The following is a 22,224-nucleotide window of genomic DNA, read 5'->3' on the forward strand; positions in this document are numbered from 1 at the left end:
TGGCGAACAAAAAAGTGATCGGCTTGAATGGTATTGACCGATCGGCATCATGGTATTACGCAGTCTGACCGTGGTATTCCGGCTAACTATCGCCAAATGCACGGCTATGGTTCACACACTTTCTCGTTTTGGAATGCAAAAGGTGAGCGTTTTTGGGTTAAGTTCCACTTTAAGTCGCAGCAAGGTGTAGCGAACTTAACAGGCGAGCAAGCCGATATTTTAAAGGGCATTGATCCTGATTCATCACAGCGCGACATGATGGTGGCCATTAACGATGCAAACTTCCCACGTTGGACAGTCAATGTTCAAATTATGCCTGAGGCTGATGCAAACACCTATGCCATCAATCCGTTTGATTTAACTAAAGTGTGGCCGCACAGCGATTACCCGCTCATTGAAGTGGGTGTGCTTGAACTAAACCGTTTACCGCAAAACTACTTTGCTGAAGTAGAGCAAGTAGCATTAGCGCCAAGCAACTTAGTGCCAGGTGTCGGTGCATCACCAGATAAAATGTTGCAGGCAAGATTGTTTTCTTATGCTGATGCTCAACGTTACCGTATTGGTACCAATTACAATCAGCTACCTGTTAACTGTCCACATGCCGCCAAAGCGAATCATCATCAACGTGCTGGTGCTATGGCAGGTACTGCATGCCCATACCAAGGTAGCCAAACCGGTGGCGACGCAAGTGTCAATTATGGCCCTAATACTCAGGCACCATTAATTGAAAATGTTGATTTTGCAGAGCCACCATTACGTTTAGACGGTGAAGCCGCACGATACAGTCGTTATAACCAAGACGACTTTACGCAAGCGGGTAACTTGTATCGACTATTCAGTGAAGAAGAGAAAGTGCGTTTAGTTGATACCATTGCCGGTACTTTAAGCCAGGCTACGCTTGCGGTACAACAAACGATGGTCGATCACTTTACCAAGGCCGATGCAGATTACGGACTACGCGTAAAACAAGCGTTAGCTAAGTAATCTGAACTCGGGGTGGTGATAGGTAATGTGCTGATTTTAAATAGTATAATCTCATTTTTTACCCCTAATTCGGGTTAGGTTAGAAGTGATATTAGCTAGATGTAACCCAATAAAAACAGGAAGGCTTGCCTTCCTGTTTTTGTCTCTAAAACAAAACAGCTAGCTTTTAACTCATTAGCATAGCCACTAACGCTAATTGTAATTGCCCATATTGTGGTTGACGCCATAACACAGCTAATGAGGAGCTTGATGTCGCCTCCGCCGCCGTTTTTACAGCGGCTAAAACCGGATTAACAAGCGTATCTAGTTGGCTGTTTCTGGGATTGAGTTGTGTTAACGAACTTTCAATTAATTCTATACAATCAATGAGTTGTGTCCATAGCGGTGTTTGTTGCACAAGCGAAGCCACTGATAAGCGCTGCTCCACCAGTTGCCAACGTTCTAAAGCGTTGGTAAGCGTTTGGGTTAATGTCTCTTGGCTAGCACCTACCGTTGGCATGCTGTCTAGAGGTGATGTTGCAACGCCAGGCGATTTTCCTGCTAGCTGATAACCACGCTGTGCTTTACTGGCTTTACCAAGACGTACCGGAACTGATTTAGCTACTGCGATGGCCAAAGGGAATATCGATGAGGCTTGGCCTGAGAGTAATTCAAATTCGAGTTCGCAAATCGGTTCACTGAGATCACCTGCAATAATCTCACCTAGATCTAAAGCGACTTCGACAACAGAACCTTGATGTTCAATGTGCCAAGTTTGGCGTTGAAAATTGGTTTCAAAAATACATTCGAGAGATTCTGTGATCGCGTTAATGTTTTGTCCATCTGGCCAAATTTTAGACGGAAAAAGTGACAGGTCCGGCACTTTTTGATTTATTCTGACATTATATTCTGGACGAGAATGGATGCCACCCACAACACTACCTGCTGTTTTTATGGTCTGTTCGAGTTGTTCATCAAAGCCTCTTACACGTAACCCCATATCCCAACGACGTAGTTGTAAATCGATTGTATCAAAATATCCATTAGACAGTTTTTTTGACCATTGGGGAGACGAATGAGGAAGTTCATTCAATATTTTTTTCAATAAATCATGATCTTGTTGTTGAATAAAGAGTTTCAACTCTATTTCTGTGTCCATTTACTTTTTGCCTTAGGTGTAATCAAATCTTCATTAATGCGTCACAATATGTTCATAATGTAATATTGCTGTCATAAAAATATCTTAGGATAGCCTTGCTCGCATCATATATACTGAGCAACGATAACTGAGAAACTGTGTGATATAAAATTAAAAAACACAGTTTCATTATGCGGACGCTTGGGTTAACATGCGCCCGCTTTTTCCAAATTGGAATTAATTAAATAGGTAAACGGCAATGCCAGTAAACTCTATTTTAGGTGTGTTTGCAAAATCACCTCTTAAGCCTTTAGAACAGCATATCGACAAAGTACATGAGTGTGCATCACTTCTTGTTCCTTTCTTTGACGCAACCATTTCAGGTGACTGGGATGAAGCGATAAAGATCCGCAAACAAATCAGTTTGCTGGAAAAAGACGCTGATTCACTCAAGCGTGAAATTCGCCTAACGTTACCTGGTGGATTATTTATGCCTGTTGAGCGTACTGACTTACTCGAGTTATTAACTCAGCAAGACAAAATTGCCAACAAAGCAAAAGATATCTCTGGCCGTATTATTGGCCGTCAATTAGTCCTTCCTCAGCCTGTACAAGCTGCTTTCGGTGCCTATCTAAAACGTTGTTTAGATGCCGTGTCTTTAGCTAAGCAAGCTATTAACGAGCTCGACGATTTACTCGAAACCGGTTTCCGTGGTCGTGAAGTTGAGTTGGTTGCCAAAATGATCAATGAACTCGATATCATCGAAGAAGATTCTGATGATCTACAAATTCAAGTGCGTCGCCAATTGTACGCATTAGAAGATGGATTGAATCCTATTGATGTGATGTTCATGTATAAAATTATCGAATGGGTCGGAGGTTTAGCAGATCTTGCTGAGCGTGTGGGTTCCCGCCTAGAGCTAATGCTAGCTCGTAATTAATCACAAGGTTATCAAGGAAACAACATGGTTGATGTATTAGTCACCAACGGCCCAATGCTTATTATGATTGCGGCAGCATTTGGTTTTTTGATGGCATGGGGTATTGGCGCAAATGACGTAGCCAATGCCATGGGAACCTCTGTAGGTTCTAATGCCATTACTATTAAACAAGCCATCATTATTGCAATGATTTTCGAATTCTCTGGCGCATTTTTAGCCGGCGGAGAAGTGACTAGCACTATTCGTAAAGGGATTATCGACGCGAGCTATTTTATCGAAGTACCTGAGTTATTGGTGTACGGTATGATTGCATCGCTATTAGCTGCTGGTATTTGGTTAGTGGTGGCATCAGCATTAGGCTGGCCGGTATCAACTACGCATTCAATTATTGGTGCGATTGTTGGTTTTGCTGCTGTTGGTGTCAATATCGACTCTGTGTCATGGGGCGCAGTAGGCGGTATTGTTGGCTCATGGGTGGTAACACCTGCGATTTCAGGCTTTATTGCCTTTATCATTTTCCAAAGTGTACAAAAGATGATTTTTGATACAGAAGATCCGTTAGCCAATGCTAAACGTTATGTGCCTTTTTATATGGCTTTAGCGGGTTTTGTGATGTCATTAGTGACAATAACTAAAGGCTTAAAGCACGTTGGTTTGCACTTCTCAACAACAGAAGGTTATCTGTTAGCGATTTTGGTTGCTGTGATTGTAGGCATAGTTGGTAAAGTAGCCATTGGTCGTTTAAAAATGAGCGACAAAGCAGACGTTAAAACCCAATTTGGTAACGTTGAGAAAGTATTTGCCGTATTAATGGTTGTCACTGCTTGTTGTATGGCATTTGCCCATGGTTCTAACGATGTTGCCAATGCGATTGGCCCGTTAGCTGCAGTCGTCTCTATTGTAGAAAGTGGTGGCGTTATCGGTGCTAAAGCCGTGTTGTCTTGGTGGGTTTTACCATTAGGTGCAACGGGTATTGTATTAGGTTTGGCCATTTTTGGTCAGCGTGTAATGCAAACCATCGGTAAAAATATCACTCACTTAACACCTAGCCGTGGTTTTGCCGCTGAACTTGCTGCTGCATCGACAGTGGTACTAGCTTCTGGCACAGGTTTACCTATCTCTACTACTCAAACATTAGTGGGTGCAGTATTAGGTGTCGGAATGGCCCGTGGTATTGCGGCAATTAACATCGGTGTCGTGCGTAATATTGTGGTGTCTTGGGTGGTAACTTTACCTGCTGGCGCAGCATTATCGATAGTGTTCTTTTACACTATTAAAGGTATCTTTAGTTAAGTTAACTATCGAACTGCACACATTCGTAAAAAATGAATGGTTAAATGCATTTAAGAAGGAAGTCATATGACTTCCTTCTTGCATTCAGGGCATTTAATAAATAGCATGACAACAAGTTTACAACGTTTGGATAATTACCCGTGTTAAGACTGCTTTCAATCTTTATTTTAGTGCTTGCATCAAGTGTAGCGTTTACAGCGCAAGCCGAATCTGATTACATTTCTGATGATGTATTCACCTATATCCATGGCGGGCCAGGAACTGAGTTCCGTATCATTGGTAGTGTAGAAGCAGGGCAGCCAATAACATTATTGGACAATACCCAAGGTGACTATACCCAAATTATCGATCATAAAGGTCGTGAAGGCTGGGTGTTAAGCAGTTTAGTGACCGACAAACCCAGTTTCCGTGTACGTTTTCCTGAGATGGAAGCGCAATTGCGAGAAACCAATGAACAGCTAAATAAAGTGTCGCTCAGTACAGATAACAATGAAGAATACTTAAAGCTGGCCAATGATAAAATTGCCGAACTAACAAAGGCATTAGCACAAGCCACGACAGAACGAGATGACGCGCAATCTAAAATCTCTCAAGTGGTTGATGATCAACGCTATGAGTTGTGGCAACAAGGTGGTTTGATTGGTGGTTTAGGTGCGTTAATCGGCATTATTTTAGTTTATTTACCTCGTCCGCAGCGTCGAAAGAAAAATCGTTGGATGTAAGCTAATCGCGATTTTTCTGCTAAACTACAGCCAATAAAAGGTCAACGATTTAAACGTTGGCCTTTTTTTATGGTTTTTTATGATGAATTTTACTCATCAATTACTATTTTGGCCCCTGGATATTAACTTGTTGTTAATTAAGTGTTTTCGATTGCTTATGAGTGTAAGAAACTGATTTTATCAAAGTTTTTTTGTGGGTTTTAGTTTGATTAATTAAACATTCAATCACAACTATTCAACTAATGTGTGCAAGTTCACATTTTGAATGTATAATCGCCGAAAATCGGATCGTACATTGTATACAAAATAAAATATTCGTGAATACAGTGTCCATAAAACCACCACCATAACCATCCTTAACCTGACCTAGATGGAAGCGAATACTATGTTCAAAGCGAGTGAAGTACTGGGCGGTCGTTATGACAATGCCACTCTAGAGGAACTGTTTCGGGCAGTGACTAACAACTACATTGTCGATGAAGAACAATACCTGTCTGAATTGATTAAGCTTGTGCCATCGTCTGAACAAGACATTGAACAAGTCACTCGTCGTGCCCATGAACTTGTGAGTAAAGTACGCCAGTTTGAGAAAAAAGGCCTAATGGTGGGTATTGATGCCTTTTTGCAGCAATACAGCTTAGAAACGCAAGAAGGCATTATCTTAATGTGTTTAGCAGAAGCTTTATTGCGCATTCCAGATGCGGCAACGGCTGATGCATTAATTGAAGATAAATTGTCAGGTGCTAAGTGGGATGAACATTTAAACAAGAGTGGATCTGTGTTAGTTAACGCATCTACTTGGGGCTTAATGTTAACCGGTCGTATCGTCAAGTTAGACCGTAACTTGGATGGCACGCCAAGTAACCTATTAAAGCGTCTTGTTAATCGCGTGGGCGAGCCGATGATCCGCCAAGCCATGCTTGCGGCAATGAAAATCATGGGTAAGCAATTTGTATTAGGCCGCGATGTTAAAGAAGGGCTTAAAAACAGCGAAGCAAAACGTAAGTTAGGTTATACCCACAGTTACGATATGCTCGGCGAAGCGGCATTAACTGCTTTAGATGCGCAAAAATACTTTATCGATTATAGCAATGCGATCCGTGATTTAGGCGCACTGCAATACGATGAGTCAGACTCGCCAAGACCGACCATTTCAATCAAGCTTTCGGCTTTACATCCTCGTTATGAAGTGGCTAACGAAGACCGAGTATTAACCGAATTATACGACACTGTTATTAAGCTCATCGTCCAAGCGCGTGAACTTAACATTGGTATCTCTATCGATGCTGAAGAAGTTGATCGTCTTGAGTTATCGCTCACTCTATTTAAAAAGTTGTATCAGTCTGAAGCTGCTAAAGGTTGGGGCTTATTAGGTATTGTGGTGCAGGCTTATTCAAAGCGCTGTTTACCAACGCTATGCTGGCTAACGCGTCTGGCGAAAGATCAAGGTGATGAAATTCCACTGCGTTTAGTGAAAGGTGCATATTGGGACAGTGAGCTTAAATGGGCGCAGCAAGCGGGTGAAGCAGGCTACCCACTCTTTACCCGTAAAGCCGGTACCGATGTGTCGTATTTAGCCTGTGCACGTTATTTATTGTCTGACGCCACCCGTGGCGCGATTTACCCCCAGTTTGCCACCCATAATGCTCAAACGGTTGCCAGTATCGATTTAATGGCAGGCGATCGTTTGTACGAGTTCCAACGCTTACACGGTATGGGCCAAGAGCTTTACGACACTATGTTGGCTGAAAGCGGCGCTAAAGCGGTCCGAATTTACGCGCCAATTGGTGCCCATAAAGACTTACTGCCTTACCTGGTGCGTCGTTTACTTGAAAACGGCGCTAACACCTCGTTTGTACATAAATTAGTTGACCCAAACACCCCAATCGACGGCTTAGTAGTACACCCTTTGGTAACGCTATTAGGTTATAAGAGCTTAGCTAATCATAAAATTGTGCAACCAGCGGATATTTTCGGTGCAGAACGTAAAAACTCTAAAGGATTAAACATGAACATTATTTCTGAGTCAGAGCCATTTTTTGCTGCAATAGATACCTTTAGCAACACTCAATGGACAGCAGGCCCATTAGTTAATGGCAAAATCTTACCGGGTGAAGTACAAACCGTTGTTAGCCCATTTAATACTGAATTAACTGTGGGCACAGTGGCGTTTGCAGATGCTAATGCCATTGAGCAAGCCATTGCTGGTGCTGATGCCGCATTTACTGGTTGGACACGTACTCCAGTTGAAACTCGCGCTAACGCATTGCAAAAATTAGCTGACTTATTAGAAGAAAATCGCGAAGAATTGATTGCATTATGTACCCGCGAAGCCGGTAAGAGCATTCAAGACGGTATTGATGAAGTACGCGAAGCCGTCGATTTTTGTCGTTACTATGCCGTGCAAGCTAAGAAGATGATGGCTAAGCCTGAATTGCTCCCAGGCCCAACAGGTGAGTTAAACGAACTGTTTTTACAAGGCCGTGGCATTTTTGTATGTATTAGCCCATGGAACTTCCCATTAGCGATTTTCTTAGGTCAGGTATCAGCTGCGCTAGCTGCGGGTAACACGGTTATTGCTAAACCTGCAGAGCAAACTTGTTTAGTCGGTTTCCGTGCAGTGCAATTAGCTCACCAAGCGGGTATTCCAACAGACGTATTACAGTTTTTACCGGGTACGGGTGCTGTTGTCGGGTCTGCGATTACTGCTGATGAACGTATTGGCGGTGTTTGTTTTACTGGCTCTACAGGCACGGCTAAATTAATCAACCGTACTTTGGCAAATCGTGATGGTGCGATTATTCCATTAATTGCTGAAACCGGCGGCCAGAATGCCATGGTGGTTGACTCAACCTCACAGCCAGAGCAAGTGGTAAATGATGTGGTAGCTTCATCATTTACCAGTGCCGGCCAGCGCTGTTCTGCATTGCGAGTGTTGTTTTTACAAGAAGATATAGCAGAGCGCGTTATTGAAGTGATGAAAGGCGCAATGGAGCAATTAACCATTGGCGACCCAAGTTCAGTGAAAACGGATGTTGGCCCTGTGATTGATGCGAGTGCAAAAGCGAACTTAAATGCGCATATTGATCACATAAGCCAGGTAGGTAAATTGATCAATAAACTTGCGTTACCAGCAGGGACTAAACATGGTCACTTTGTCGCACCAACAGCAGTTGAAATTGACTCAATAAAATTACTTGAAAAAGAGCATTTTGGACCAATTTTGCATGTGATTCGTTACAAAGCTGCTGATTTAGTTAAAGTGATTGATGAAATCAACAGTACAGGCTTTGGCTTAACCTTAGGGATCCACAGCCGTAATGAAGGCCATGCGCTGTCTTTAGCTGATAAAGTCAATGTGGGTAATGTGTACATTAACCGTAATCAAATTGGTGCTGTGGTTGGTGTGCAACCCTTTGGTGGTCAAGGATTATCAGGTACTGGACCTAAAGCCGGTGGCCCACACTACTTAACCCGTTTTGTGACCGAAAAGACCCGCACTAATAACATTACCGCAATTGGCGGTAATGCAACGTTATTGTCTTTAGGCGATGCTGACGAGTAACTCATAAAGTCATTATGATGATTAGCCCACGCTTAAGTGGGCTTTTTTATGCCAGCTAATGCTGAGTTGGAATATTATTTCGTTTTAAACCACGGTTAACGTTAGTGCACATTTTGGCAAAACGGCTGATGTCACCGAGTGAAGGGGTAACCCCTTGAGCCATGGCCGCTTCCCAATAATTGATTTCTACGTCGACTAAATCCAATAGTTTTTTAGGGCAACCGACACAAGTGTTGTTCGGCCCACAGCGAAAGATATCAGGCTGGTCAAGTGGAAAGCTGACTTTTACTTGAGAGATGAGTTGTTTCATCGCCGTCATTCTGTCTGGTTTACGCAACATAGCTTCACCTTATTTTTATCGATGAACTCTTGTCAGGTTAGCAAATCGACATTAGGTTAGTGTTAACTTAAATCAAGTTTGAGTGACATTAATGGGAGAAATTGATCAAATTTTGTAGAAGTTTGCCATCTTAATTATAAATGTCACCCTAGAAGCAAAGAAGTCTAGACGTCTAGATTGACATAGCTAATAAGTTCTCTTATTCTTGGCGCAACTTGTTAAGATGTGACTGCAATATTTAGTTTGTGCCCCTGAGCCACTAGATAATACCGATGACCGAGATTGTGTCGTACTCGCTTTTTTCATCCGACAACCCCAAATCGTTAAGATAAAGAGAGATTACTTTGACCATACCAATTCAATCACCCACGAGCGTCGCAAAAAATCCTGCTTCGTTTGTGGCGTTATTACCGTTATTTGTATTTTTAGGTTTATTTATTGGCGCTGGCTTATATTTTCAAAGCCAAGGTGTTGATTATGCGTTTTATCAATTACCGAGCGTAATCGCCATTTTACCAGCTATTGTATTGGCCATATTGTTATCTAAGCAACACATCAACCAAGCAATTGAAACGTTTATTGAAGGCATTGGCCACAGCAATATCATTGCCATGTGTTTAATCTATTTGCTTGCGGGGGCTTTTGCTGCAGTCGCTAAAGCAACGGGTGGCGTCGATGCTACCGTCGCTTTAGGTTTATCGTTTATCCCGTCTAATTTATTATTGCCAGGCTTTTTTGTGATTGCCGCATTTATTGCCACGTCAATGGGGACCTCAATGGGCACCATTGCTGCGGTTGCACCAGTCGCGTTAGGTGTTGCAGATCAGGCTCAAATTGATTACGCATTAATGGCGGGCGCGGTAATGTCAGGTGCATTATTTGGTGATAACTTATCGATTATTTCAGATACCACTATTGCGGCAACTCGTACGCAAGGTTGTGAAATGAAAGACAAGTTTCGTGAAAACCTGGTGTTTTCTATTCCTGCTTCAATCATCACCTTAGTGTTATTTGCTTTGTCTGGCCAGGGTCAGGCTGATATTGCAGCGCAAGATATCGATATCTTAAAAGTTGTCCCTTATTTAACGATTTTAGTGCTTGCTGTTGCGGGGCTTAACGTATTTGTGGTGCTGTCTTTAGGCATTGTACTTGCCGGTGCTACAGGGGTATTTACCTCAGAATATACTGTTATCCAAATGGGTAATGATATTTACACTGGTTTTACTAACATGCAGGAAATTTTTATTCTGTCGATGTTAGTGGGTGGTTTAGCCGCGTTAATGCAACAGCAAGGTGGGCTGACCTTTGTAAGCCGTATTATTGAAAAACTGATTGGTCGTTTTTCAAAAGCCAATGGTGAAGCATCAAGCCGCGCAGCTGAATTAGGTATGGCGACTATAGTTGCCGCAACCAATACTTGTGTTGCAAACAATACGGTATCGATTGTGGTTACTGGTGATATAGCTAAAGAGTTAGCCCAAAAACACGGTGTTAGCCCTAAGCGTGCCGCCAGCATTTTGGATATTTTCGCCTGTATTATCCAGGGGTTAATTCCACACGGCGCGCAAGCGTTACTGATTGCATCGGTATTTACCATTAGCCCATTAACAGCAATATCAAACGCGTGGTATTGCATGGTGTTAGCCGTTACTGCAGTGGCTATTGTGATTTTGCGTAAGCGAACTTAATAAGCCAACAAGCCTCATTTTATAATTGATACAAAGATGCCCAACCCTAAACGGTGGGGCATGTTGTTATTTGCTTTAAATTTAGTCGTTAACAGGTTAATATTTGCCTCCTTTTTTTGCATAAGCATGATCAATATCAAGTGATATCTAGAATTCGAAATTACGATTTGCACCTAGTGATCGTGTTGATGTCTTTAGCCACCGCAGTGATTTGCTCATTTGGTGTAGGCAGTGCATTGCTGGCTGAAGCCGGCGGGATCAGCGTTGATATGCTGATGATCCGTCCTGACACTTTGGGCGATTACATGAACTCACCGCTGGCGGTCGTGTTTAATTTGTCGTTGTTGGCTGGTGGCTCTTGCTTGTTGCTATCGATGGTCGCAGTATTTCATACCTATCAAGACGGACTCAGCCGATACCTGGCGATGATGGGCGGCATTGTCGGTGCGAGCATTATTTTGATGGGCGTGTTTCCGATTAACTTTTTAGATATTCACCGTAAAGTGTCTACCTTGTATTTATTCAGTTCAATTGTACTGCATTGTGTCTGTGTTTTAGATTACTTTAAACCCGGCAGTACTATGAATAAGCGTATGCTGGCGTTCACTATTATGGCGTTGATAAGTGGAGGTTTGTTATTGCAATTGTTAGACTGGAATTTACTCGACTTTCCTGAATGTTCAACTTACATGCCGCAGTATTGTGGTGTGTCTTTAGCTATGTGGTCGTTAACACAAGCCAATATTTTATGGTGCGTTTGTTTGAGTTTTCACATGATGAAAGCCATTAAAACTCAACAAAAAGTGGTTTATAAGTGGCTCGAAAACTATTAGTTTTTTAATTTAAGGGTAGCTCTAGACCATGCCTTTGGTTCGCATTAGTCATTATTTGGCCTTATGTGGTGTTGCGTCACGCCGCCAGGCTTCACGGTTAATTGAGCGTGGATACGTCACCATAAACCAGCAACGGGCGAACCATAACGATCGCGTCGATAGCTCAACGTCACTTAATATCTGTGTTGATGGCCAACCTGTTTTACCTCCACAAGAAAAGCAATATTGGCTGTACCATAAGCCCGTCGGTATTGATTGCCGTTTATTGATTAACGACCCCAACAGCTTACTTCATTTACTTCCTACAAGCCCAAGGCTGTATCCCGCAGGGCGTTTAGATAAAGACTCGCGTGGTTTATTACTTTTAACCAATGATGGTGAGCTCACTCAAACCTTAATGCATCCAGAGTTTCATCACAGCAAAACCTATGTCGTCCAGGTCGATAAACCGATCACGGCTGAGTTTTTAAATGATATGGCACAAGGAGTGAATTATGCCAAGGTGCAAACAAGGCCATGCTCCATAGCATTAGTTAACTCAACAACCTTTGAAATTGTGCTCACTCAAGGGTTAAATCGTCAAATAAGGCGCATGTGTCAGGCGTTGGGTTTTAAGGTGATTGATTTACTGAGAACAAAACTCATGGAGGTGTGTTTAGATGATTTGCCAGAAAAAACAATGCGGCCAGTATCGGCCGCAGAGTTATTGAGCTTACAGCAGCTCAGTTAAGGTTACTGAGTTAAGCTGGGGCTATTTAGCGATATCCATTTCAGCTAATAGGTTGTCAGCATTGTCTAAATACTTCATTACCCATAGCATGTAGCGGCTATCAACTTGAATTGAACGATTGCTTTGAGCATCGTAGCCCCAATCGCCAATAATGCTTTCGTATACGCCATCAAACAATAAACCAACGAGTTCAGCACGGCCATTTAATGTTGGCGAACCTGAGTTACCGCCGGTGGTATCAAGGGTCGATAAAAAGTTAACCGGCACAGAATCAATTGCCTTAACGTAGTAATCGCCGTATTGCTTTTGCTTAATCAGCTCAAGCTGCTTAGCTGGTGCATCAAATGGGTCTGCACCAGTATCTTTAGCTAATAAACCTTCTAAGCGAGTAAAGGGTACCGCCTGTAATCCATCTTGTGGCGAGTAACCTTTAACGTTGCCCACAGTCACTCGTAAGCTTGAATTTGCATCAGCGTAAACTGGCTTACCTAGCTCACGGTTATAAGCAATGATGGCATCCATGTATTGTGGACGCACTTTCATTAAGTCACCGCTTAACTGCTTTTCGGCTTTTTCGAGTGCCATGTCTGCATCATAGGTTTGTACTGCAAATTGAATAAAGGGATCGTTAGACGCTTTAAAGTCGGCAACTGATTTATTCATCCAAGCTAAACGAGTGTCTTTGTCGTCAAGCTTAGTTTTGGCGTACATCTTGTCGAGGGTTTTTACTAAGGCTTTAGGGTCAAACTTATCGGTAATACCAAATGCTTTATCTAAAGATGCAATGCGCTGCTCTGAAGGTAACGCTGCATAGCGAGTCAATAAATCTGCTAATAACGCTTTATCAACACTGGCAGCATAGCGGCGATCAATTCGCTCCATACTTGAAGTAAAGTTAGTCATGTCGCGGTCTTGATAACCAGGCTCACGCGCCATATCGGCTAAGGTTTTCTCATTGGCTAAACGGTATAAACTGCGTGCCGTGGTCACCATAGTGGTGTAACCAATATAACCCAGTAAAATGTCACGTTCCTGGTTTTGTTGGCTTTTTGCCACTAGCTTTTCTAAATTTGCTAGAGTGTCACCATAGTGTTGCTGGCGCTTGTCATCTTTGCTAATCCAGCTTGCAAGGTCACTTTCTACTTTTTGACGATCGGCTAGCATGGTTGATTTGCCATAAAACTCAATCATCGAAGTGAAGTTTTTAGCATAGTTAGCTAAGCCAGCAATTAAGCTTTCGTACTTGATACGCTCGTCGCTGCCTTCAGGTGCTGTGTCTTTAATGATATCAATCATTGTCTCTTGCAGTTCTTTTGCATGAGGATATGACCAATTAAATTGATTGTTCACTTCATCTGCGGTGCGATAACGGTTAGTGCGACCTGGGTAACCTGCTACCATCACAAAATCGCCATCACTCACGCCTTTGGCTGATACTTTTAAAAAGCTTTTTGGCTCGTAAGGAACGTTGTCTTTACTAAAGTCTGCTGGCTTACCATCTTTTGATACATAAGCACGGTAAAACGAAAAATCACCGGTATGGCGTGGCCACATCCAGTTGTCGATATCGCCGCCGTATTTACCCACGCTGGCTGCTGGGTTATAAGCTAAACGCACATCGCGAATTTCAAGTTGCTTTACCAAGTAATATTCTAAACCGCCGTGAAAGCTATATACCTGGCAGCGGTAACCATCTTCTTTTTCACACTCAGCGACTAAGTTTTTTTCTCGTAGCTCGATACCTTTGTAAAAGTCATTGCCGACTTTATCCATTTGGCCAGCAGTCACTTTATCTGTCACGTTGGTGACGTCTTCGGTAACAAAAATACGTGATCCTGGTGTAGCGGGTAATTCTTCTGCGTATGTTTTGGCTAAAAAGCCGTCTTTAAGCAGGTTCTTTTCTGGGGTTGAGTTGTACTGAATAGAGCCATAAGCACAGTGATGGTTGGTGACAACCAAGCCTTTAGGTGACACAAATGATGCTGTACAACCGCCTAGACTGATCACGGCATTCATTGGGAACTCTGTTAATTTTGAAATAGAGTCCGCGCTTATTTCTAACCCTTTTGCTTTAAGTTCGTCAGCCATTGCAGGTAATTGATGTGGTTGCCACATCCCTTCATCAGCCGATGCGCCAAAACTGGCTGCGATGGCGGCAGTTAATAACCATTTTTTCATTATAATTAGTCCATTTAGATAATATTGGTTGCCCAGAAAACAAAAAGTCAGGCTAGGCCTGACTTTAACAAAAGTTATCACTTCATGGTAGCGCCTGAAAAACTCGCTTACAAATCATTAACAGGCCAGAATTAACCCAGTGCGACCATGAGTTGAGCAAACACAATAAGGGCTCCTGATAATCCGGCAATGGCAAGCGCGAATGTACCACCAGAGACTTGGTAACCCCCTAACTGTTGGGCGCGTTGTTTTAATGCCATGGCGATCGGTAAAAAGATGATCATCACTACGAGTGGAATGGCGGCAAACCCCAACACTTTAAAAAAACCATCAGGATAATAAAGCGCACACAGCAGAGGCGGTACAAAAGTGATTAACCAAGTTTTAGCCCGTCCGGCAACATCATCTTTGGCACGGGTTAATTCTGCGACGTAATCAAAGAGGCTCATGGTGACCCCTAAAAATGAGGTGATTAATGCAAGGTTAGCGAAGATATCGATGGCCTGGCTAATAATGCTAGATTGGGCAAGGCCTTGTAATGCCGCCACCAATTTAGGCAATGAACCACCAAAGCTATGTACGGCTTCACCGCCTAATGAACCTAGAGTTACTAGTAACCATAAAATGTAACAAACTAAAGGGATGGTTGAGCCAATCAGAAGTACTTTTCTTAATGACACAGCATCGCCATCAAGGTAGCGCACAATGGTTGCAATACACACGTGAAAACCAAATGAGGTAAATACTACTGGAATAGCCGCTAACCAAAGTTGTTGCAGGGCATCGCCCGAGGCAACCGTTGTTGAATAATTATTTAATGCTGTCATTAAGCTAACATCGGGTAATAAAAAGCTGACGACCACAACTAATAACAGCACCATGGCACTAAACAAAATACGCGATATCTTATCAATCCACTTAACGCCGATAGCAATCAAACCACCAAAAAATACCGTAAATAAAATCACGGCAACCTGGTTGCTCATGTTAATGCCTATTGGTTGCAGGCGGGTTTCAAGCAACGATGAACCGCCCATCAAATAGACCATGGTTAAGGCAAATAATAAGCTCAAAAAGGAACCGCCTTGAATAACTTGGCCAACTTTACCTAATGTTTTTCCGGTGATGGCATGGACGTTATCGCCCACACCGCAGCGCAGGTTAATTTCTAGCATAAGAAGTGAGGTGTAGGCTGAAATAGCCCAAATGACCACTAATAAGATTAATGCGGGGATCATACCTAATGCGGCAGTGGCTAAAGGTAAGGCGAGCATACCGCCGCCAATCGCGGTTCCCGCGACAATCGAAATAGAACCTAAGGTTTTCAAATTCACAGCCAATGTCCTGTTTAATTATTATTTTATTTGTGTCGGACATTAGCAGAAGGGTGACAGAGCAGGCAAGGTTCTTCGGCAGTAAAAGGCTATCAGGGCTGTTTATAAACAATTACGCAACATCGAACCAAACTGTTTTACACGCCATTTTTGCAATAGCGCAGCAGTACGGTGTTACTGTTGGATCGCGATGGTTTTAAGCCAAACTTCCAATGTAAAAACAGGTGATTGAATAAAATGCCTAAGCCGTTATAATGCGCCTAGTTTTAGGGGAGTAGCTAATCTTGTATTGCGCCAGGTAGCATGCAAGGTGTCTGTATCAACATATTTGGCCTCATGCCATGGTGCAGACAGTAACACGCTGTTAATCGGTGATGTTTACCCAGCGAGACCTAAGCACAATCACTGCATCAAGGGGTATGCGGCGGCTTGTGCTTAGTTGTCATTTACCCCTGGGATTTCATATTGGACGCATTACTCACTTCAACCTTTTCTGTTGCAATTGCCGAAATCGGCGATAAAACACAATTACTCACATTGTTATTAGCTATCCGTTTTAGCAATAAATCCGCCATTATTAGTGCTATTTTACTGGCCACCTTAATTAATCATTTTATTGCTGCGTATATGGGGCAATGGGCTATCGGCTGGTTAGATCCTCAATGGTCACGTTATATTGTGGCTGTTAGCTTTTTTGCCATTGCATTGTGGGTGTTAATTCCAGATAAAATCGACGATGATGATCATCGCTTTTATAAACTCGGGGCTTTTGGCGCGACGTTTATTTTGTTCTTTATTGCTGAAATAGGTGATAAAACGCAAATCGCCACTGTGGTGCTCGCAGCAAAGTATCAATCGCTTACCTGGGTGGTTATTGGCACTACGTTAGGCATGCTCATTGCCAATGTACCTGTGATATTAGCGGGGCACTTTAGTGCGAACAAGTTACCTATGGCATTTATTCACCGAGGTTGTGCGCTGATTTTTGCACTGCTTGGGGTCGCCACGCTCATGTGGTAATACCATTGCGCATTACTAAGTGACCACTCAGAATGCGTCCAGCGTTTTTTGATTAAGGCGTCGCTATGTAACCTGAGCTCGGGATAATAAACGCCTTTCAAATAGCGAGAACGCAGAGCAAAAGCGGCTAGGGCATTCCTTTCAGGCGAGTTTTAAAAGGGCTTACACTGCGTTGCATGACTTCGAAAGAGAATAACTATTCATTCAGTCATTCGCCTTGTTTAAGCCCTTTTACATTCTCGCTGAGAGATCACTTACTAACGCGCAATGGTATAAAGAGGGATGATGATCAAAAGCCAAATTCTTGATAACAAGACAGCCCGAGGATTACCTTGGGTGGTGGCGATTGCGTTTTTTATGCAGTCGTTGGATGGCACTATTCTCAATACCGCCTTGCCCGCAATGGCCCGTGACCTAAATGAAGACCCGCTGCGCATGCAAGGGGTTATTATTGCCTACATGCTTACGGTGGCATTGTTAATCCCTGCATCAGGCTGGATAGCCGATCGCTTTGGCACCAAAAAGATCTTTTTTAGTGCGATTGTATTGTTTAGTTTCGGCTCCTTGCTGTGTGCATTATCTAACTCACTTGATATGTTGATAGGTGCGCGAGTAGTTCAAGGACTCGGCGGCGCATTAATGTTGCCGGTAGGGCGCTTGGTGGTGCTACGAGCTTACCCGCGATCTGAGCTTGTGCGGATTATGGGCTTTATTACAATTCCAGGTTTACTCGGCCCATTGATTGGCCCAACTATGGGCGGCTGGATGGTGCAATACTTAACCTGGCATTGGATATTTTTAATTAACCTGCCAGTTGGACTCGTAGGATGTTATGCCGCCTTTAAGTTTATCCCCGACTTACGTGGTAAACAAAAATCGCGTTTTGACAGCCTAGGTTTTGTATTATTTGGCGCGGCGATGCTGCTCATCACCATTGCCATGGAAGGGTTAGGTGAGCTGCATTTACCTCATTTACGGGTAATGTTGCTGCTATTTGCTGGCATGGCATGTTTGATTGCTTATTGGCTGCGAGCAGGGCGTGTCGCCAATCCATTATTTTCACCTTCTTTATTCAATACCAGAACATTTGCGATAGGGTTATTTGGCAATCTTTTTGCAAGGCTGGGTAGCGGTGCATTGCCTTTTTTAGTGCCATTATTATTGCAAGTGGCTTTGGGTTACTCACCGTCTCAAGCTGGGATGAGCATGTTACCTTTGGCCGCTGCAGCCATTTTGGCTAAGTCGTTAGCTCGACCAATTATAGACCGCTTAGGTTATCGATTGGTGCTCACCGCAAACACACTCGCATTGGGTATTATGTTGGCCAGTATTGGCCTAGTGAGCGAGCAAACACCATATTGGTTGCTGCTGGCTTTATTGGCCATTTTAGGCGCGATTAACTCACTGCAATTCACTGCGATGAATGCGGTAACACTGATTGATTTAGATGATGAAAATGCCAGTAGCGGCAATAGCTTATTGTCAGTAGTCGGGCAGTTATCGTTAAGCTTGGGGGTTGCATGTGCTGGCGCGTTGCTCGGCGGCTTTAGTGCCGATGTTGGTAACGCTACACAAGCGACTGTGTTGAGTGCATTTCAGCTGACTTTTTTAAGCGTTGGTGTGATGACCATATTTGCTGCAGCGATCTTTTCCCTGTTATCAGAACATGATGGCCGGATGATGGTTCAAGACTAAAATGCACTTACCATTAGCTTAGCTCAACCTTGATGATTAATTAAGCATTTTTGTGCAGTTATGCACACTCTTTACCTTTAAAGGGGTTAAAATATAAACATAAGTCTCGGTTTTTTTATATCACTAAGGAGTGGGGTATGAGTATTAAAAAACATGGTTTGTCGATTGGCATAAACCGTATCGAGAATGTTTTCTTTGTGACACTTAAAGCCGTGGGAACCCTAACCCATGAGGATTATCTGGTGATTACGCCAATGCTTGAAGGCGCGCTTAGCCAAGTCGAACAACCCAAAATCAGTTTGTTATTGGATGCTACTGAGCTTGAGGGTTGGGATTTACGTGCCGCCTGGGATGATTTAAAGCTGGGATTAAAGCATCAGTCTGAATTTGAACGTGTAGCCATATGGGGCAATAAAGGCTGGTATGAATGGGCTGCAAAAATGGGCAGTTGGTTTATTTCTGGTGAAATGAAGTATTTTGAAGAGCAAAGCGATGCGCTGAAATGGTTACGCTATTAACCCTAAGTTGCCTTAAAAACAAAAAACCTAGCATACTTCGCTAGGTTTTTTTATGCATCATGTTGCTATGCCGTGGTATTAATATTATGGCCGCTATTACCGACAGGTTGTGGTGCTGGCGCTGCGGCTTCAATAAGCTGTAGTGCCATTTGACCTTCTGCCTCTTGCTGGTCTTTTGCCATCACAGCCACTTTTAAGCTGTTTCCTGAATCAATCGTCGTTGGCATCGAAGATGGTGCATTCACACTGATAGTCATGTTTTCCCCTCAGATTCATATGATGTTTAGTTATCGGCTTTTGTCGTAACAACTTGAGTAAAATATCATAACCAATATAGATTGCGCACAATCAACATGTGTTACAATACGAACATTGATTAAATGATGTGTTGCGACTTTTATTTATTAATTGAGTATAGCCTATGACTACTAACACCCCCATGGTAAGCGGATCAAAAACTGCCCAGAATCCATTAGCACTTGAAAACCAAGTTTGTTTCTCACTATATAGTGCGACCAATGCCATGATCCGCGCCTATAGACCGCTACTTGAGGAACTGTCACTCACTTACCCGCAATATTTAGTCATGATGGTGCTTTGGCAAGAGCCAGGTATTAGCGTGAAAACTTTAGGTGAAAAGCTCCATCTTGATTCTGGTACGTTAACACCATTACTTAAACGCCTAGAGGCCAAAGAGTTAGTCAGCCGTGGGCGCAGTGAATTAGATGAGCGCGTACGAGTATTGCACGTGACCGAAGCAGGACGTGAATTACATCACCAAGCGTTAGCGGTTCCAGAGCAAATGCGCTGTAAAGTGGGCGGAACGCTTGACGATCTCGCTCAACTTAAACAATTGTGCGATCAGGCATATGCCATGCTGAATTCTGGCGAGGCGACAAGTTGTGAAGTGTGACTATTTTCAACGTGGTGATTGTTTATCATGTCGTAATATTGAGCAACCAATGGCGCAGCAAATTGCCAATAAACAACAGCAACTTGTTGAGTTATTTGCCAAGCTCAATGTCGATAAATGGTTACCACCGGTATTAAGTGCTGAGTCTGGTTTTCGCAATAAAGCCAAAATGGTGGTGTTAGGCGCGGCGCACCAACCTATTTTAGGTTTGGTTAACCCACAAGGTGAGGCGGTTAGCTTATGTGATTGCAGCCTGTATCCACATGATACGCAAATACTGCTGCATCGATTAGAGCGTTTTGTGCAGCAAGCCGGTTTACCGCCCTATCGTGTCGACAAAGCCAAAGGCGAATTGAAATACATCTTACTGACTCGTAGCCAAAAGCACGGCCAGTTTATGTTGCGTTTTGTGCTTCGTAGTGAACAAGCTATTGCTCGGATCGAACGCGAATTGCCCCAGCTATTGCTGGAGTTTCCTGCTATAGCGTTAGTGTCTGTCAACATACAACCTGTACACATGGCGATATTGGAAGGCGAGCAAGAAATATTTTTAACAGAGGTAACTCGTTTAGAAGAGCAATTTAATCATGTGCCGCTGTTTATTCGCCCTAAAAGCTTTTTTCAGACCAATCCAGAGGTGGCTGCCAAATTATATCAAACCGCTCGCGAGTGGGTGGCAGCGTTTAACCCTAGTTACATTTGGGATTTATTTTGCGGCGTAGGGGGCTTTGGTCTGCATTGTGCCGATAAACACATACGTCTAACGGGTATTGAGATTGAAGCGGAAGCGATTGAATGCGCTAAACTATCAGCTGAAAAGCTAGGGCTAACCAATGTCGATTTTAGTGCGCTGGACTCAACAACATTTGCCCAAGGTCAAGCCGAGCAAGACAAGCCGGATTTGATTATTGTTAATCCACCACGTCGAGGATTAGGTGAGGCATTGTGTCAATCGTTGAGTTTATTTGCGCCCAAAGCTATTGTGTATTCTAGTTGTAATCCTCACACGTTAGTGAGCGATTTGGCGAGTATTGAAGGCTATCAAATCACCAAAGTGCAATTATTTGATATGTTTGCGCATACTGACCATTTCGAAGTATTAGTGATGCTAGAAAGACGCTAAGCTAGCAGTGGCGTGTTCATGAAATTGTCATTTAAATGTCATAAAATTGCTTATCAGTACAATAAGGGTTCAGGACTATGTGGCAAATCTTCAGTCGTTTTTTAGCATTAGGTTTAATCAGTTTTGGCGGTCCTGCAGCGCATATTGGTTATTTTAGAAAAGCATTTGTTGATGATTTACAATGGCTAGATGGTAAGCAATACGCCAGCTTTGTTGCTTTAAGCCAATTTATGCCAGGTCCGGGCTCAAGCCAAGTCGGCTTTGCTATTGGCTACCATAAAGGTGGTTTACTGGGCGGGCTCGCAGCGTTTTTAGGTTTTACCTTACCGTCATTTCTCTTGTTGTTTTTGTTTGCGGTAACCAGCGCGCAATGGTTAGATAACAGTGCCGTGCAGGGCATTATTCATGGTTTAAAATTGTTGGCTGTTGTGGTGGTTGCCGATGCCACGTTATCAATGTTTAATCAGTTTTGTCAGCGTAAAACCGCTAAGGTGCTAATGGCCGTAACCGCGGTTGTTATCGTAATCATGCCGTCGATGTTAACTCAAATAGCCGTGCTTATTGTTGCCGCCATTGCTGGAGTGATCTTGTTGACACGTGGTGAAAACATGACCCCAGAGACTCCTCCTATCTCCCTTGATTATCGCTGGTTGGCCATATTTATATTTGGCTTAGTGGGGTCACTGTATTTAATCGGCCATGATGATAGCTTAGGGCAAATTTTTGCCCAGTTTTATCAGGTCGGTAGCTTGGTTTTTGGTGGTGGTCATGTGGTGCTGCCATTACTTGAAGCAAGCGTTGGCGCCTACATTACTCCCGACCGATTTTTAACCGGTTATGCACTTGCGCAAGCTATCCCTGGGCCAATGTTCACCTTAGCAACATTCTTAGGGGCAGATTTATGGTTAGAGTCTCCCATACTGGGTGCCATTGTGGCGACCTTAGCCATTTTCTTACCGGGATTTTTACTGATGCTAGTGGGGTTAAAAAGTTGGCACACGATTAGCCAGCGCCCTCATATTGCCGGTGCGTTAGCCGGAGTCAATGCTGCCGTTGTGGGGTTATTACTTGCAGCGCTTTATCAACCGGTATTTACCAGTGCCGTGATTATGCCGCTCGATATGGCAATGGTGATTGTAGGCTTTAGTGTATTGAAAATTTTTAAACCGAGTATTGTGTGGTTAGTACTAGGATTTGCCGTTATCGGAGCTGCACTTACTTTGCTTTAGCT

The 22,224-nt window shown here is 43.2% G+C and carries 18 protein-coding genes and 1 pseudogene; 14 read left to right on the forward strand and 5 right to left on the reverse strand.

The window, feature by feature from the left end:
* Positions 1-54: 54 nt before the first annotated feature.
* Positions 55-984, forward strand: a pseudogene (gene katB, locus IEY42_RS17700) (catalase KatB); the annotation flags it as partial.
* Between the two features lie 166 nt (positions 985-1,150).
* Here the strand turns inward: katB and IEY42_RS17705 are convergent.
* Entirely contained in the window at positions 1,151-2,122 is a 972-nt protein-coding gene (locus tag IEY42_RS17705) for a CYTH domain-containing protein (protein ID WP_188926628.1), read from the reverse strand.
* Positions 2,123-2,360: 238 nt separating this feature from the next.
* Between IEY42_RS17705 and IEY42_RS17710 the strand changes: the two genes are divergently transcribed.
* The 4 genes from IEY42_RS17710 (at position 2,361) to putA (ending at position 8,621) form a co-directional block, all read left to right on the forward strand.
* On the forward strand, positions 2,361-3,041 hold the full coding sequence (locus IEY42_RS17710; protein WP_188918700.1) for a TIGR00153 family protein: 681 nt from the start codon (positions 2,361-2,363) through the stop codon (positions 3,039-3,041).
* A gap of 24 nt (positions 3,042-3,065) precedes the next feature.
* A complete protein-coding gene (locus IEY42_RS17715; protein ID WP_188926629.1) occupies positions 3,066-4,334 on the forward strand; it encodes an inorganic phosphate transporter in 1,269 nt (422 codons plus the stop codon).
* Positions 4,335-4,474: 140 nt separating this feature from the next.
* On the forward strand, positions 4,475-5,056 hold the full coding sequence (locus tag IEY42_RS17720) for a TIGR04211 family SH3 domain-containing protein (RefSeq protein WP_188926630.1): 582 nt from the start codon (positions 4,475-4,477) through the stop codon (positions 5,054-5,056).
* A 370-nt stretch (positions 5,057-5,426) separates the two neighbouring features.
* On the forward strand, positions 5,427-8,621 hold the full coding sequence (putA, locus tag IEY42_RS17725) for a bifunctional proline dehydrogenase/L-glutamate gamma-semialdehyde dehydrogenase PutA (RefSeq protein ID WP_188926631.1): 3,195 nt from the start codon (positions 5,427-5,429) through the stop codon (positions 8,619-8,621).
* Between the two features lie 55 nt (positions 8,622-8,676).
* Here the strand turns inward: putA and IEY42_RS17730 are convergent, their stop codons facing one another.
* Entirely contained in the window at positions 8,677-8,961 is a 285-nt protein-coding gene (locus IEY42_RS17730) for a hypothetical protein (protein ID WP_188926632.1), read from the reverse strand.
* A gap of 350 nt (positions 8,962-9,311) precedes the next feature.
* Here IEY42_RS17730 and IEY42_RS17735 point away from each other — a divergent pair, with 350 nt between their 5' ends.
* The 3 genes from IEY42_RS17735 (at position 9,312) to IEY42_RS17745 (ending at position 12,212) form a co-directional block, all read left to right on the forward strand.
* Positions 9,312-10,649, forward strand: coding sequence for a Na+/H+ antiporter NhaC family protein (locus IEY42_RS17735; RefSeq protein ID WP_373292884.1), 1,338 nt, complete (start codon positions 9,312-9,314; stop codon positions 10,647-10,649).
* A 188-nt stretch (positions 10,650-10,837) separates the two neighbouring features.
* On the forward strand, positions 10,838-11,482 hold the full coding sequence (locus IEY42_RS17740) for a DUF998 domain-containing protein (RefSeq protein ID WP_188926633.1): 645 nt from the start codon (positions 10,838-10,840) through the stop codon (positions 11,480-11,482).
* A 28-nt stretch (positions 11,483-11,510) separates the two neighbouring features.
* Complete coding sequence (locus IEY42_RS17745; protein WP_188926634.1) at positions 11,511-12,212, forward strand: 23S rRNA pseudouridine(2604) synthase RluF; 702 nt, start codon at positions 11,511-11,513, stop codon at positions 12,210-12,212.
* Positions 12,213-12,233: 21 nt separating this feature from the next.
* On the opposite strand, the gene IEY42_RS17750 is transcribed toward IEY42_RS17745, so the two are convergent.
* Together IEY42_RS17750 and IEY42_RS17755 are read right to left on the reverse strand one after the other, a co-directional pair.
* Entirely contained in the window at positions 12,234-14,390 is a 2,157-nt protein-coding gene (locus IEY42_RS17750; RefSeq protein ID WP_188926635.1) for a S46 family peptidase, read from the reverse strand.
* 131 nt (positions 14,391-14,521) lie between these two features.
* Positions 14,522-15,724, reverse strand: a complete 1,203-nt coding sequence (locus IEY42_RS17755) for an aromatic amino acid transport family protein (RefSeq protein ID WP_188926636.1) — start codon at positions 15,722-15,724, stop codon at positions 14,522-14,524.
* Between the two features lie 465 nt (positions 15,725-16,189).
* Here IEY42_RS17755 and IEY42_RS17760 point away from each other — a divergent pair, with 465 nt between their 5' ends.
* From IEY42_RS17760 to IEY42_RS17770, 3 genes are all read left to right on the forward strand, one after another.
* A complete protein-coding gene (locus tag IEY42_RS17760) occupies positions 16,190-16,744 on the forward strand; it encodes a TMEM165/GDT1 family protein (protein WP_188926637.1) in 555 nt (184 codons plus the stop codon).
* Positions 16,745-17,029: 285 nt separating this feature from the next.
* Complete coding sequence (mdtD, locus tag IEY42_RS17765) at positions 17,030-18,439, forward strand: multidrug transporter subunit MdtD (RefSeq protein WP_188926638.1); 1,410 nt, start codon at positions 17,030-17,032, stop codon at positions 18,437-18,439.
* A gap of 137 nt (positions 18,440-18,576) precedes the next feature.
* Complete coding sequence (locus IEY42_RS17770) at positions 18,577-18,957, forward strand: SpoIIAA family protein (protein ID WP_188926639.1); 381 nt, start codon at positions 18,577-18,579, stop codon at positions 18,955-18,957.
* Positions 18,958-19,022: 65 nt separating this feature from the next.
* On the opposite strand, the gene IEY42_RS17775 is transcribed toward IEY42_RS17770, so the two are convergent.
* Positions 19,023-19,214 (reverse strand): cytoplasmic protein, encoded by a 192-nt coding sequence (locus IEY42_RS17775; protein ID WP_188926640.1) that lies wholly within the window; start codon positions 19,212-19,214, stop codon positions 19,023-19,025.
* 164 nt (positions 19,215-19,378) lie between these two features.
* Between IEY42_RS17775 and ohrR the strand changes: the two genes are divergently transcribed.
* From ohrR to chrA, 3 genes are all read left to right on the forward strand, one after another.
* Positions 19,379-19,870: a transcriptional regulator OhrR gene (gene ohrR / locus IEY42_RS17780; RefSeq protein ID WP_188926641.1), complete on the forward strand. Its 492-nt coding sequence runs from the start codon at positions 19,379-19,381 to the stop codon at positions 19,868-19,870.
* Positions 19,839-20,993 carry a 23S rRNA (uracil(747)-C(5))-methyltransferase RlmC gene (rlmC, locus tag IEY42_RS17785; RefSeq protein WP_229780154.1) on the forward strand — a complete coding sequence of 385 codons (1,155 nt, stop codon included), beginning with the start codon at positions 19,839-19,841 and terminating at the stop codon, positions 20,991-20,993. Before ohrR ends, rlmC begins: the two co-directional genes overlap by 32 nt.
* 77 nt (positions 20,994-21,070) lie before the next feature.
* Positions 21,071-22,222, forward strand: a complete 1,152-nt coding sequence (gene chrA, locus IEY42_RS17790; RefSeq protein ID WP_188926643.1) for a chromate efflux transporter — start codon at positions 21,071-21,073, stop codon at positions 22,220-22,222.
* Positions 22,223-22,224: the final 2 nt, after the last annotated feature.

This window comes from Shewanella algicola, assembly GCF_014648035.1.
Lineage (GTDB): Bacteria > Pseudomonadota > Gammaproteobacteria > Enterobacterales > Shewanellaceae > Shewanella > Shewanella algicola.

Bases quoted from the DNA above. Each gene is read 5' to 3' on its own strand.
- ohrR (WP_188926641.1), top strand. From the start codon at position 19,379: ATGACTACTAACACCCCCATGGTAAGCGGATCAAAAACTGCCCAGAAT.
- IEY42_RS17745 (WP_188926634.1), top strand. From the start codon at position 11,511: ATGCCTTTGGTTCGCATTAGTCATTATTTGGCCTTATGTGGTGTTGCG.
- IEY42_RS17730 (WP_188926632.1), bottom strand. From the start codon at position 8,961: ATGTTGCGTAAACCAGACAGAATGACGGCGATGAAACAACTCATCTCT.
- IEY42_RS17770 (WP_188926639.1), top strand. From the start codon at position 18,577: ATGAGTATTAAAAAACATGGTTTGTCGATTGGCATAAACCGTATCGAG.
- IEY42_RS17715 (WP_188926629.1), top strand. From the start codon at position 3,066: ATGGTTGATGTATTAGTCACCAACGGCCCAATGCTTATTATGATTGCG.
- mdtD (WP_188926638.1), top strand. From the start codon at position 17,030: ATGATCAAAAGCCAAATTCTTGATAACAAGACAGCCCGAGGATTACCT.
- chrA (WP_188926643.1), top strand. From the start codon at position 21,071: ATGTGGCAAATCTTCAGTCGTTTTTTAGCATTAGGTTTAATCAGTTTT.
- IEY42_RS17750 (WP_188926635.1), bottom strand. From the start codon at position 14,390: ATGAAAAAATGGTTATTAACTGCCGCCATCGCAGCCAGTTTTGGCGCA.
- IEY42_RS17775 (WP_188926640.1), bottom strand. From the start codon at position 19,214: ATGACTATCAGTGTGAATGCACCATCTTCGATGCCAACGACGATTGAT.
- putA (WP_188926631.1), top strand. From the start codon at position 5,427: ATGGAAGCGAATACTATGTTCAAAGCGAGTGAAGTACTGGGCGGTCGT.
- IEY42_RS17705 (WP_188926628.1), bottom strand. From the start codon at position 2,122: ATGGACACAGAAATAGAGTTGAAACTCTTTATTCAACAACAAGATCAT.
- IEY42_RS17740 (WP_188926633.1), top strand. From the start codon at position 10,838: ATGTCTTTAGCCACCGCAGTGATTTGCTCATTTGGTGTAGGCAGTGCA.
- IEY42_RS17710 (WP_188918700.1), top strand. From the start codon at position 2,361: ATGCCAGTAAACTCTATTTTAGGTGTGTTTGCAAAATCACCTCTTAAG.